The following is a 12,797-nucleotide window of genomic DNA, read 5'->3' on the forward strand; positions in this document are numbered from 1 at the left end:
TGAACAAGTTTGAATTTAAATTCCGTATTATATTTCACCAAAAAAAACACCCCAAAAGTTAGTTTTTAACTCTAACTTTTGGGGTGCAGCACCTGGTTAGGTGCCTCTTTATTTTGCATTCATGAACGGAAAAAACAGAGATTATTTAATACAATCCGTTCAAGAAGGTTCGGTATGTAATGCCATATGAATTTGAAAACTTATAAATTGCTGGATTTTGAGTGATACAATGGTAACTGAAAAAGTTTTGCCAAATCCCAATAGTCGAATAGTTACATATATGTATGCATGATTGTCCACATATTCGTATATATAATGTGAAAGAGTCACTGTCTTTCTTGCAGAGCAAACTGAACATTCTATTATTAGGAAAATACATATCATACAAAAGGTACTGCTTTTTAAAGATGGGACAGATCCCATTGTTTAATTTTTTTGAAGAGGGGAATTATCATTGAATCTTGAGATGCAACAATTTAAAGCGGAGTTTTTTAAGGCACTTGCACATCCCTTGAGAATTAAAATTCTTGAGTTATTGTCAGAAGGAGATAAAAATGTAAATGAAATTCAAAGCCTTATTGGTAGTGAAGGTTCAGCAGTTTCTCAACAGCTAACCGTTTTACGGGGAAAAAATATTGTCGTCGGTACGAAAGATGGGAATAGGGTCGTTTATTCCTTGAGAGATCCCATGATTGTGGAGCTTCTTTCTATAGCACGTCAAATATTTAATAATCATTTGGTAGATACGATAATAATGTTAGATAAAATAAGTGAAAATGAGGATAAAAACAGACATAAGTTGTATTAAGATTGTAAGAGTGTTGACATAGTCTTACTATTTCATGGACTGTGTCAACCTTTATTCAATCTTAATTAAAATTTTTAACTTCCTTTTTTTTCTTGTTTTTTCAGAAAATACTAAAAAAAATTAGTGATATTATGTTAATATATTTTAAGAAAGTGGTATAGGTTAAATATGGAGAGAGTGACAGTTATTTTTGGGAGTCCCTGTTCCGAGAAGGCTAGGAATTCAATAAAACAAACTATTTTCCCCGGAGTTATGAATAACTACATGGTATAGTACAATTGTGATTATTTGTTATTTATTGTATAAAAAGACGTCTGCATTTGGTTTGAATCCTCGGAATTACCTCTGGATACATTATATTTGTTTCTAAATTGTAAAAGAAAATATTAGATATCAGTAAAAGGTAGGCTTTTTTTAAAAACGCTCGCTTAGGTTTTATAATAAAAAAATTGGAGTTGATAAGATGAGCAATATCACTGGATATGGAAAAGCAACGAAGGAAGCGGTCAATAACTTTGAGCGACATGTCGGGTTTGCAATCCCTGCTGATTATAAGCAATTTCTCCTTGAATTTAACGGGGGGAATACAAGTGTCCAATATGCTAAGTTTTATGTCGAGGCATTGGATACGCTTGTGTCTTTGGATGTGTTATACGGCTTAGATATTGATAATGAACAACTTGACTTACAGAATATACAAGAAGATCATAAAGAAGGTTTACATACCAATTGCATCGTAATCGGTAAAGATACTTATGTAGGGAAGATCCTGTTAATGGACAATGATGAGGAACAAGGAATCTACTTTTGGGATCAGGGATGGTATGCGGATCCATCGAGCCAGGATGAAAACATTTACAAAGTGGCAGAAAGCTTTCAATCATTTATTGAGGGCTTGAAGATTCCAGAGGAAATATAATAATGTCTGTGGACTCCTTGATTGGTTAAAAACCTCTCAAGGATTTTTCGTTAAGCAGGTACACAGCTGGATTAAGGTAGTTCCCGCCAAATAAGTTGGGCGGGCGGAATCAATGCTTTATTTTATTAGATCAATGGGCTTTAGTAATTATAATATTAAGACATTTTATTATCCGGTTAAAATGTGATTAAATATACCTATCTTGAATGTAATATTACGAGTTTACTATATTTCTTTCCTTATCTTTATAGTAATATTATAGTAGCTTGGCAAACTTTTAACTTCCAGAGATGGGGTATATCGAAACTTATGAGAAATAAAAAGGTGAAAATATTCCTTTTATTTATATTCCTTTTGTTACTTGCATTTGTTCTTTTAAATATGTTTACTTCTTATTTGAGTATTCAACATTCTGTCCAAAGGTCTATGGCCAATCAGAATGTAATATCCGCAAAGTCCATTTCCAATTCGTTGGATAAAGAAGCATATAAACATTTTCTCAAAACCCGAGTAAAGAACCAAGAATATAAAGATATCCAAAACTACTTAGAACAGGCACGTGAAAATATTGGGGCCCTTCATGTATATACCCTAGAAGTGGACAACCCAATAAAATCCAGAGTCATGATTGCGAGTCTCTCAGAAGGATTCAAAGACGAAGATATAGCAATTGGGATGCCTTGTACTGTCCCGGAAAAACAGGTCAGAAGGGCATATGAGGGGAAAACATTCATCACTAATATTCTTAATGATCCTGTTTATGGAGAGTATATGACAGTTGGAGTGCCGATAAAAGATGATAACGGTACAGTAATAGGCGCCTTGGGAATAGATGTGAGTGCTGAATCCATTCATGCTATCAGCGATAAGGTTATTAAAAGCAGTACTTTTAACCTTATTTATTCTGGAGCTTTTGTTATTATCCTAGTGTTTGCTTTTATATTCATACAAAAATGGTATCGTAAGGAGATGAAACGGGAAGTCGTGGATACGGAAGATACATATCGAACGGAATTTCAATCGCTCATCGCTTCTGTTCGTTCCCTAAGGCATGACTTCTCGAACCACGTTCAAGTTGTACACGGACTCTTAAAACTAGAGGAGAGTGCAAAAGCTTTAGAGTATTTAACCAGTCTCTCTAAAGAAGTTCATTCCATAGAGTCCATGGAATTAGACGTAACCCACCCAGGTTTGTCCGTACTTTTGGAAACCAAAAGGCTATCTGCCCAAAATTATAATATCGACATCAGGCTTGATATTTCTCCTGACTCATTTGACACCATCAAAACGACAGATTTAATTAAATTATTATCGAATGTAATCGATAATGCCATAGAAGCTACCACTGAATTACCTGAGCAAGACCGTCGAATGAATATTGCTTGTAAAACCGTGGAAGGGAAGTATATGTTTGCTGTTACGAATACAGGACCTATGATTCCTTTGGTAGATCAAGAAAATATCTTCATAAGCGGATATTCAACCAAAAAGAAAGAAAAGGGAAAAGAGCGTGGTCAAGGCTTATTTATCGTTAAAGATTTAGTGAGAAGATATAACGGAGAAATTTTTGTGGATTCAAATGATAACGAAACGAGTGTAACAGTCTTGATACCTGTAGAATGATTTTATAATAGGAAAATAAACGAATAGACCGGTTGTGAACTGCACCTCCCATTGTTAGACACAATCTAACAATGGGAGGTGCAGTTTTTCGCATGAATCGATAAAGCACCGAATGCTTTACTATAGAAGAAACTATACTTTACATCCAGTCCATATGTAACAAGGAAAATAGGCAAGACGGTAGGTTTCTTGATATATCATCTTTACCAGGCCTCTTTTAGGGGTATATAATTTCTTTTTGTCAGCGTGATAACGCATCTTCATTCATCCTCTATATAAGTTTTTTTAAGAGAAAAAGTAGTATCGCATGAAAAATAATTAAGTGCGACATGAAGAGCCAATACTTCCGTTCAATGACGTGAATAAATAAATAAGGAATGGACATAATGGTTAGATGTTTAACTGCTTTTGTGGGGTTTTGTGATAAGATAAAAAAAAATCATATAAGGCAGTGAATAATGTTGAAACAACAAAAAGGAAAACTTCTGGTCATTATTGGACCAACCGCTGTAGGTAAGACGAGACTGAGCATTGAGATGGCTAAACGTTTTAATGGTGAAATAATCAGTGGAGATTCTATGCAGGTGTATAAAGGAATGGATATTGGAACTGCAAAGATCAAAAGTGAGGAAATGGACGGGGTTCCCCATTATCTACTAGATATAAAGGAACCGGATGAACCATTCAGTGCGGCTGAGTTCCAGAAGCGGGCAAATGCTTGCATCGAGGATATTCAAAGTAGGGGAAAACTTCCGATCATTGTAGGAGGAACAGGTTTATACATACAATCAGTTATTTATGATTACCATTTCTCTGAAGCACCTTCTGACCCTCATTATAGGGAGAAGCTCGAAAAACAGGTAAAAGAAGAAGGAATTGAAGCTGTTTTTGAACAATTGCAGAGTGTGGACCCGGAAAGTGCTAAAAGAATACATCCTAATAATGTAAGAAGGGTAATTCGTGCACTTGAGATTTTTCATTGTACAGGCAAAACGATGAGTGATCAGATGAATCAACAACCGACAGAAATGAAATACGATACATGCATAATCGGTTTAACGATGGATCGGGACCAATTATACCAACGAATTGACCAACGAGTTGATGGGATGGTGGAGGAAGGATTGTTTGATGAAGTTCAAAATTTTTATGATCGAGGATTAAGGGATTGCCAATCGATACAGGCTATTGGTTATAAAGAGATTTATGACTATTTTGAAGACCGGGCTTCAATAGACGAAGCCATCGATTCTTTGAAACAAAACTCGCGCCGATATGCGAAACGGCAATTGACTTGGTTCCGAAATAAAATGGATGTAATCTGGTTTAATATGACGGACATCGAAGGTTTTACAAAAAAAATAAATGAAATATCTGGGTTTGTAGCAGGAAAGCTTTTCTATGAAGGCGAATACATAAATTTAGAGAGAAAAGAGGAGGACTAAATCATGAAGCAATCCGTAAATATTCAAGATCAATTTCTTAATCAGTTACGAAAAGATGGTACGTATGTGACGGTATTCTTATTAAACGGTTTCCAAATCAGGGGCCAGGTTAAAGGATTTGATAACTTTACCGTGTTATTCGAATCTGAAGGTAAGCAGCAATTGGTATACAAACATGCTATATCTACATTTGCTCCACAGCGTAATGTCCAAATTGATTACGAAGTGAAGGAATAATCCTATACATGATAGTAAAATAGCAGGCTCCGCTAATAGGGGGCCTGTTTTTTGTGCTTAGAGCCTGTAACTTTTTCGCGGATTCGATAATTTTACTTGTGGGTTTTGAATATATATATGTAGGGAAGATTCTTTTCTCGGGAAAGCGCAGGAAATGACAAGTAAATAAAAGAATTGATGAAATGGAAATAAATCTGTCGAAAAGACTTTTATAGACAGAACACGGTCTGCAAAAAAGACAAGGCAATATGAACATGCTGTTTCTTTATCATTTTTGAAGAGAGCAGGGTACTAGATGGAGAGGTGAAGACATTGGAACAACCGATCCGTATGAAAAATAACGGGCAAATCAATATCGTTTTTAATGCGGAAAATAGAAAATCATTACAAAAAGATTTGCCGGTCAAAGAATTGCTGGTCCAGGAAATTCCCCATCAGCATGTGGCGCTCAAGGAAATAGAAGATGAACTGAAAGCGTTGGTTGGCATGGAAGAAATGAAACGCATGATTAAGGAAATATACGCTTGGATTTACATAAACAAGCAGCGTGAGTCGAGAGGGCTGAAGACCGGTCGACAAGCGCTTCACATGATGTTTAAGGGGAATCCAGGAACAGGAAAGACCACGGTTGCACGATTGATCGGCAAATTGTTTCAAAAGATGAATGTCCTTTCTAAAGGACATTTGATTGAAGCGGAACGAGCGGATTTAGTCGGCGAATATATTGGTCACACGGCCCAAAAAACGCGTGACCTAATTAAGAAGGCAATAGGTGGCATTCTTTTTATTGATGAGGCCTACTCCTTGGGGAGAGGTGGAGAAAAGGATTTTGGGAAAGAAGCGATTGATACGCTTGTCAAGCATATGGAAGATCGCCAGCATGAATTCATCTTAATCCTTGCTGGGTATTCAAGGGAAATGGACTATTTCTTAAGTCTCAATCCAGGGCTCTATTCGAGGTTCCCGCTGGTCGTTGATTTTCCGGATTATACCATCGACCAGTTAATGGAGATAGCCGACCTCATGCTCCAGGAGCGGGAGTATGTAATGAGTCGGGATGCCGAACGGAAACTAAAGGAGCATCTGATTGTATTGCGATCATTTGGTGGGCCGGTATCGTTTTCTAACGGGCGTTATATTCGAAATGTAATTGAAAAATCGATAAGGGCGCAGGCGATGCGTCTATTAATAGAGGATACGTTTGAAAAAGTAGACCTGCTAACACTTACTAGCCAGGATCTCATTTTCGAGGATGATATGAAGGAATGACAAAAGAAAGGCCCGCCATAAAAGGCTGGCCTTTCTCATTTATGTTTTCGGAACCCATTTTTTATTGGGAAGGTGCCAATTATATGTGTAGGATAGTACCCGGAATAGAGTGACGACAATGAAGAGTGTATATAACTGCCATGCTTGTGAGAAAAGTCCGCTGCCTAGAACCAACCCTGCAATGATCGCCCATACCGCATAGATTTCTTTTCTGAAGACTAAAGGCTTCCTTCCCGCCAGCACATCCCGGATTACACCGCCGCCACATCCTGTTAATGCTGCTGAAACGATGATGGCGCTAATTGGATGATTCAGTTCCACTGCATACATGGCCCCTTGGATGGCGAATGCAGAAAGTCCGATTGCATCACTGAAGTTCCCCCATCTGTCCCAATGCCTTGATAGATTGGTAGGGAAAAGAAAAACGATCGTAATCGATAATAAGGCAACGATGAAATATAAACTTTGATCCCAAAGTGCTGACACAGGTACACCGATTAAAAGATTTCGAATCGCTCCTCCTCCAAAAGCCGTAACGATTCCTAATATATATACTCCTAAAATATCATACTCTTCTTCCATGGCAATGATCGTTCCGCTTATGGCAAATGCAATTGTTCCGATGAAGGTTAATACTTCCCATGTCATATCTTTTTCCCTCTATGTCTTTTCAGATTTATGGTAAAGTCAAAATTGATTTTAGCATGTTTATTGTGATTTTAATATGGTTATTGGCCTTGTTTTGAGGGAAATTTTATAAGTGTCAATTTTTTTGGTATGATGGAGGAAAACCATTAAGGGTGGTGCATGCTTTGAATCAAGCCGAAAAAGAAAAAACTGTATTGATTGGCTGTCAAACGACAGAGGACGATGAACGTTTTCGCTATACGCTGGAAGAGCTGGCTTCGCTTGCCAAGACGGCAAATGGCGATGTTTTGATGACCATCACACAGAAAAGGGAGCGGATTCATCCGTCTACATATATAGGAAAAGGAAAAATCGAAGAACTTCAAAACTTGGAAGAGGAATTGGAGCCCGATCTTTTCATCTTTAATGATGAATTGTCCCCTAGTCAAATACGTAATCTTTCTAAATATTTACAGGTAAGGGTGATCGACCGGACACAGCTTATTTTGGATATCTTTGCTCAGCGGGCTCGGTCAAGAGAAGGGAAACTCCAAGTGGAACTTGCCCAGCTTCAATATTTAATGCCACGTTTGGCCGGCCAAGGTATCGCGATGTCTAGACTGGGAGGCGGAATCGGAACCAGGGGACCGGGAGAAACGAAGCTCGAAAGTGATCGTCGCCACATTCGTGGGAAAATCGACGAAATCAAGCAACAGTTAAGCGGAATTGTAAAGCATCGTGAGCGGTATCGTGAGAGAAGAAAAAGAAATAAAGCGTTTCAGATTGCCCTTGTTGGGTATACGAATGCCGGTAAATCGACTCTATTCAACCGGTTGACAGAAGCCGATTCGTTTGAAGAGAACCTGCTGTTTGCCACTCTCGATCCGATGACGCGAAAAGCAATCCTTCCTAGTGGCTTTACCGTGCTGATGACGGATACGGTCGGTTTCATCCAGGACTTGCCGACTTCCTTGATTGCAGCCTTTCGCTCGACACTTGAAGAAGTGAAGGAAGCGGACTTGTTGCTACACGTCGTTGATTCATCCAATTCGGATTACTTTAACCATGAGAAAACGGTTCACGATCTCTTAAATGACTTAGATGTCTCTTCCATTCCACAGTTAACGTTGTATAATAAGAAGGACAGGGTCCACGCGGACTTTTTAAGGTCTTCCAGTAACGACTCGTTATTAACCAGTGCCTATGATCCATCGGACCTGGAAACCATCATGGAAGAAATTGAAAAGTACGTAATTGAGAAAATGATACCGTATAATGTTTTCCTACCCTCAAGTGAGGGTAAACTACTATCACAGCTGAAAAATGAAACCATATTGCGTACTCTCTCCTTTAATGAAGAATCGGAAAGATATGAATGCAAAGGTTTTTGTCTAGCTGATCATTCAATAGTCGGACAGCTAGAGAAATATTCATTATAAAAGGGGAATTTGGATGTATCAGCAGTTAAAGCATGGAGAAGCCATAAAAACAATCGCTCAAGAAGTGGAAGCGATGATTTCTCCATTACATAAGCAAGTAGATGAAAGAATTGAAACCAATCAATTTCGTGTGTTGCAAAGCTACCAGGCACACCGCGTAAGTGACTCGCATTTCAACCCAACAACCGGATATGGCTACGATGATATCGGGCGTGACACGCTTGAATTGATCTATGCTGATGTTTTTGGCGCGGAAGCAGGACTGGTGCGTGCACAAATCATTTCCGGGACCCATGCCATATCGACTGCATTATTCGGGATATTACGCCCAGGTGATGAACTACTTTACATAACTGGAAAACCATATGATACATTGGAGGAAATTGTCGGGATCAGAGGCTCGGGAGTCGGGTCTTTGCGCGACTTTCAAATAGGTTATGATGCGGTACCGTTATTGGAATCAGGTAGTGTTGACTTTGAAGCCGTCAGACAAGCGATAAAACCGAACACGAAAATGATTGGCATTCAACGCTCAAAAGGCTATGCCACACGCCCTTCCTTTACGATTGATGAAATCCAGGAAATGATTTCTTTCGTTAAGGAAATCAATCCTGAAATCATTGTATTTGTGGACAATTGCTACGGGGAGTTTGTGGAAACGCAAGAACCTTGTCATGTTGGGGCAGATCTTATGGCGGGATCACTCATTAAAAACCCGGGTGGCGGAATTGTAAAGACAGGCGGATATATTGTCGGTAAAAAGGAATTGGTCGAAGCGTGCTCGTATCGTTTGACATCTCCAGGCATCGGCGCTGAAGCCGGAGCCTCCCTATATAGCTTACAGGAAATGTACCAAGGTTTCTTCCTTGCTCCTCATGTCGTGGGACAAGCGATAAAAGGCGCGATGTTCACCGCTGCCTTTTTAGAGAAAATTGGGATGAATACATACCCTAGATGGGATGCAAAACGTACCGATTTAATTCAGTCCGTCCAATTTGATGACAAAGAAAAAATGGTTGCTTTTTGTCAGGCAATTCAATATGCTTCTCCGATTAATTCACATGTTACTCCATATCCTGCTTATATGCCTGGATATGAAGATGATGTAATCATGGCTGCAGGCACATTTATCCAGGGTGCAAGTATTGAACTGACAGCGGATGGTCCGACAAGGGCCCCTTATGTTGCTTATGTTCAAGGTGGTTTAACTTATGCCCACGTGAAAATCGCTGTATTGACCGCGGTGAATTCGTTAATAGAGAAAAAACTAATACATTTGTAAAAAGGAAGGTATACCTTTTTTAGTCGGTTGAGTATGTAGATGAATCCAGAATACTGGAATTCATCTAAGATTCAATAGTCAAAATATTTATGGAGTTGCCAATTGCTTTACTTTTCTGAAAAAAATATGTCACAAAAGGTGACATCATCTTGACATATTAAATAACATATAATATGATTATATCAAGATAAATAAAGGAGGATGCTAAGAATGAGCGGCAACAACATTCGGCGTTCAATGCCTCTTTTTTCCATCGGGATTGTGATGCAGCTGACCGATTTGTCTGCACGACAAATTCGATATTATGAAGAGCATCAATTAATTACTCCTATGAGAACAGACGGAAACCGACGCGTTTTTTCTTTAAACGATATTGATAGACTTCTAGAGATTAAAGATTTAATCGAACAGGGTGTCAATCTCGCCGGCATTAAAAAGATTTTTACGGTAAAAGAACAGAATATACCAAAAACACAAGATCTTGAGCAAGCGGAAAAAATTAGACGTGACCTGAGTGATGAAGAGCTTCGTAAGCTTCTACGTGCCGAGCTACTGCAAGGCACTAGAAACCGCACATCTCTTCGCCAAGGTGATATGTCGCGTTTTTTCCAATAAAATATTAATGTTGAACTATTTTCTAGGGGGAATTGAAATTGGCAAAGTTTACACGTGAAGACATTACTCGTTTAGCGAAAGAAGAAAATGTTAAATACATCCGGTTACAATTCACTGACATTTTAGGAACGATCAAAAATGTTGAGATTCCGGTTAGTCAATTAGAAAAAGCACTTGATAATAAAATGATGTTTGATGGATCTTCCATAGAAGGGTTCGTACGTATCGAAGAATCAGATATGTACCTATACCCAGATTTAGATACATGGGTGGTCTTCCCTTGGACCTCAGAAAAGGGTAAAGTTGCCCGTCTGATTTGCGACATCTACAATACAGATGGAACACCTTTTGATGGAGACCCTCGTGCTAACTTAAAACGAATCCTTGCTGAAGCTAGAGAAATGGGCTTCACTAATTTTAACTTAGGACCTGAGCCTGAATTCTTCCTATTCAAATTAGATGCTCAAGGCGAGCCAACTTTGGAATTAAACGATAAAGGCGGATACTTTGACCTTGCACCTACTGACTTAGGGGAAAACTGCCGTCGCGATATCGTACTTGAACTAGAAGAAATGGGCTTTGAAATTGAAGCATCCCATCATGAAGTAGCACCAGGTCAACACGAAATCGACTGGAAATATGCAGACGCTGTATCAGCATGTGATAACATCCAAACATTCAAATTGGTTGTTAAAACGATTGCTCGTAAACATGGTTTACATGCAACGTTCATGCCAAAACCATTGTTCGGTGTGAATGGTTCAGGTATGCACTGTAACGTATCTTTATTTAAAGGAAGCGAAAATGCATTCTACGATAAAGATGGTAAATTAGAATTAAGCAAAACAGCTGAGCAATTTATCGCCGGTGTCATCAAACATGCACCTAACTTTACAGCGGTAACGAACCCAACTGTTAACTCTTACAAACGTCTAGTGCCTGGTTACGAAGCACCTTGCTATGTGGCTTGGTCCGCTAAAAACCGTAGCCCGCTAATCCGTATCCCGGCTTCTCGCGGAGTAAGTACACGTGTTGAGGTACGTAGTGTCGATCCAGCGGCAAACCCATACCTTGCACTTGCTGTTATTCTTAAAGCTGGACTTGACGGAATCGCAAATAATCTGACTCCTCCAGCTCCAGTCGACCGTAACATCTATGTGATGAACAAAGAAGAACGTGAAGCGGAAGGTATCAGTGATCTTCCAGCTACTTTATATGCGGCATTAGAAACATTGAAAGCCGATGAAGTCATCAAAAACGCTCTAGGTGAGCATTTACTTGAACACTTCATCGAAGCAAAAGAAATCGAGTGGGATATGTTTAGAACTCAAGTTCACCCTTGGGAACGCGAACAATATATGTCTACTTATTAATAGAAGAAATAGCATTGAAACCCTTGACGCCATTGGTGTCAGGGGTTTTTTATGGGCAGTTTATTAAATTTGTTGGGTTGATAATTACTGCCCATGTAATGCTCATAAACGTTTTTATTCGAGGACATTCTTCATGTGCTCTTCGAATTTGTTCATTGCATCTTTTTCAAGCTTTTTACTTATGTGTGAATATACATCAGAAGTGATCTGCATACTGCCATGGCCTAGTCGTTCTTGTACATATTTCATACTCGCTCCTGCTTCACCTTTTCTCAATCCGATTTCAATAAGCGCCTTATAAAATAGCCAATAAATATAATCATATTTATAAGCTACTTGTAAAAATTCAGCTATATGTTCTGACTCTATAAATTGGTTTTCCCTCTTTTTTTTCTTACCTCTTATTTAAACTCCACACAAGGATTCTTTTTAACTTTTTCTAGAACAATAGCTTTTTCAAATGAGTTAAACATAGTCTGATGTATTATTTCAATTGTCCGTCTACTATAACCTTTTTCTGCAAGTTGATTGATGAACTTTTGATACAAAACGGGTCTAACGTCCTTTAAAGGTATGTTTTAAAAAAAAGGAATGATTTTTTAATGTTTTGCTCATGCAATTCAAGGGTGTTTTTAGCTAAAGATCCTTTTTTATAATCTTCTAACCATGTGTTTAAGTAGAACTTTAAAGGTTCATCTGTTTGTTCATAACCTTCACGAATCAATCTTTCAGCTTCTTCAGCTGCTAGTTTTGCTTCAGACTTACCAGTAAATCCTTTCTTTGATTTTTCCTTGAACTTTTGAGTTATTGGATCCCTATATACAATTCGATATTCCCAAAAATCGTTATTAGAACCTTTCTTTTTATATTTATGGAAACTAGCCAAATTAAAACCTCCTTTTATAAAGAGGAGGGCCGTCGCCCACCTTTGTTGATTAAATTGCTAACGATAGAAAATTTAATAATTAATCATACATTTTTATTGCTTGTACCACTTTTCCTAATATTCGAACACGATCTTTTTCAAAGTTATAAGTTTTTTCTTCGTAAAAAGGATCGGTACTGGATGAACTGTGCCCTATAAAATGGACAGTCTAAAAAAAGACCTATAGTTTAAACAGCTAAAAGATGGCTCCCGTATTGTGCGGGAGTCATTCTAT

Annotated in this window: 11 protein-coding genes and 1 pseudogene; 10 read left to right on the top strand and 2 right to left on the bottom strand. The window is 38.4% G+C overall.

The window, feature by feature from the left end; translation table 11 throughout:
• The first annotated feature begins 454 nt into the window (after nucleotides 1-454).
• The 6 genes from ACIQXN_RS21170 to spoVK all read left to right on the top strand — a co-directional run bounded on the left by ACIQXN_RS21170 (nucleotide 455) and on the right by spoVK (nucleotide 6,301).
• Entirely contained in the window at nucleotides 455-808 is a 354-nt protein-coding gene (locus tag ACIQXN_RS21170; RefSeq protein WP_402971447.1) for an ArsR/SmtB family transcription factor, read from the top strand.
• Between the two features lie 463 nt (nucleotides 809-1,271).
• Nucleotides 1,272-1,727, top strand: coding sequence for an SMI1/KNR4 family protein (locus tag ACIQXN_RS21175; RefSeq protein ID WP_402971449.1), 456 nt, complete (start codon nucleotides 1,272-1,274; stop codon nucleotides 1,725-1,727).
• Nucleotides 1,728-2,036: 309 nt separating this feature from the next.
• Nucleotides 2,037-3,350: a sensor histidine kinase gene (locus ACIQXN_RS21180; protein ID WP_402971452.1), complete on the top strand. Its 1,314-nt coding sequence runs from the start codon at nucleotides 2,037-2,039 to the stop codon at nucleotides 3,348-3,350.
• A gap of 458 nt (nucleotides 3,351-3,808) precedes the next feature.
• A complete protein-coding gene (gene miaA, locus ACIQXN_RS21185) occupies nucleotides 3,809-4,795 on the top strand; it encodes a tRNA (adenosine(37)-N6)-dimethylallyltransferase MiaA (RefSeq protein ID WP_402971454.1) in 987 nt (328 codons plus the stop codon).
• Between the two features lie 3 nt (nucleotides 4,796-4,798).
• On the top strand, nucleotides 4,799-5,032 hold the full coding sequence (gene hfq, locus ACIQXN_RS21190; protein WP_034313436.1) for an RNA chaperone Hfq: 234 nt from the start codon (nucleotides 4,799-4,801) through the stop codon (nucleotides 5,030-5,032).
• A 312-nt stretch (nucleotides 5,033-5,344) separates the two neighbouring features.
• The gene (gene spoVK / locus ACIQXN_RS21195; RefSeq protein ID WP_402971457.1) at nucleotides 5,345-6,301 is read left to right on the top strand and encodes a stage V sporulation protein K; all 957 of its coding nucleotides are present in this window, start codon (nucleotides 5,345-5,347) and stop codon (nucleotides 6,299-6,301) included.
• Nucleotides 6,302-6,340: 39 nt separating this feature from the next.
• Here spoVK and ACIQXN_RS21200 read toward each other — a convergent pair whose 3' ends face one another.
• Nucleotides 6,341-6,949 carry a trimeric intracellular cation channel family protein gene (locus tag ACIQXN_RS21200; protein WP_402971460.1) on the bottom strand — a complete coding sequence of 203 codons (609 nt, stop codon included), beginning with the start codon at nucleotides 6,947-6,949 and terminating at the stop codon, nucleotides 6,341-6,343.
• Nucleotides 6,950-7,113: 164 nt separating this feature from the next.
• Here ACIQXN_RS21200 and hflX point away from each other — a divergent pair, with 164 nt between their 5' ends.
• The 4 genes from hflX to glnA all read left to right on the top strand — a co-directional run bounded on the left by hflX (nucleotide 7,114) and on the right by glnA (nucleotide 11,637).
• Nucleotides 7,114-8,367, top strand: a complete 1,254-nt coding sequence (hflX, locus tag ACIQXN_RS21205) for a GTPase HflX (protein WP_402971463.1) — start codon at nucleotides 7,114-7,116, stop codon at nucleotides 8,365-8,367.
• Nucleotides 8,368-8,380: 13 nt separating this feature from the next.
• Nucleotides 8,381-9,649: a methionine gamma-lyase family protein gene (locus ACIQXN_RS21210; RefSeq protein WP_402971466.1), complete on the top strand. Its 1,269-nt coding sequence runs from the start codon at nucleotides 8,381-8,383 to the stop codon at nucleotides 9,647-9,649.
• 210 nt (nucleotides 9,650-9,859) lie between these two features.
• Nucleotides 9,860-10,264: a MerR family transcriptional regulator gene (locus ACIQXN_RS21215; RefSeq protein ID WP_402971469.1), complete on the top strand. Its 405-nt coding sequence runs from the start codon at nucleotides 9,860-9,862 to the stop codon at nucleotides 10,262-10,264.
• Between the two features lie 38 nt (nucleotides 10,265-10,302).
• Nucleotides 10,303-11,637: a type I glutamate--ammonia ligase gene (glnA, locus tag ACIQXN_RS21220; protein WP_402971471.1), complete on the top strand. Its 1,335-nt coding sequence runs from the start codon at nucleotides 10,303-10,305 to the stop codon at nucleotides 11,635-11,637.
• A 114-nt stretch (nucleotides 11,638-11,751) separates the two neighbouring features.
• Here the strand turns inward: glnA and ACIQXN_RS21580 are convergent.
• Nucleotides 11,752-12,523, bottom strand: a pseudogene (locus ACIQXN_RS21580) (tyrosine-type recombinase/integrase).
• Nucleotides 12,524-12,797: the final 274 nt, after the last annotated feature.

It is taken from the genome of Peribacillus sp. NPDC097295 (assembly GCF_044761665.1).
Taxonomy (GTDB): Bacteria; Bacillota; Bacilli; order Bacillales; family DSM-1321; genus Peribacillus.

Coding starts and splice junctions, on each gene's coding strand:
- ACIQXN_RS21175 (WP_402971449.1), top strand. CDS start 1,272: ATGAGCAATATCACTGGATATGGAAAAGCAACGAAGGAAGCGGTCAAT.
- ACIQXN_RS21180 (WP_402971452.1), top strand. CDS start 2,037: ATGAGAAATAAAAAGGTGAAAATATTCCTTTTATTTATATTCCTTTTG.
- miaA (WP_402971454.1), top strand. CDS start 3,809: ATGTTGAAACAACAAAAAGGAAAACTTCTGGTCATTATTGGACCAACC.
- hfq (WP_034313436.1), top strand. CDS start 4,799: ATGAAGCAATCCGTAAATATTCAAGATCAATTTCTTAATCAGTTACGA.
- ACIQXN_RS21200 (WP_402971460.1), bottom strand. CDS start 6,949: ATGACATGGGAAGTATTAACCTTCATCGGAACAATTGCATTTGCCATA.
- ACIQXN_RS21210 (WP_402971466.1), top strand. CDS start 8,381: ATGTATCAGCAGTTAAAGCATGGAGAAGCCATAAAAACAATCGCTCAA.
- ACIQXN_RS21215 (WP_402971469.1), top strand. CDS start 9,860: ATGAGCGGCAACAACATTCGGCGTTCAATGCCTCTTTTTTCCATCGGG.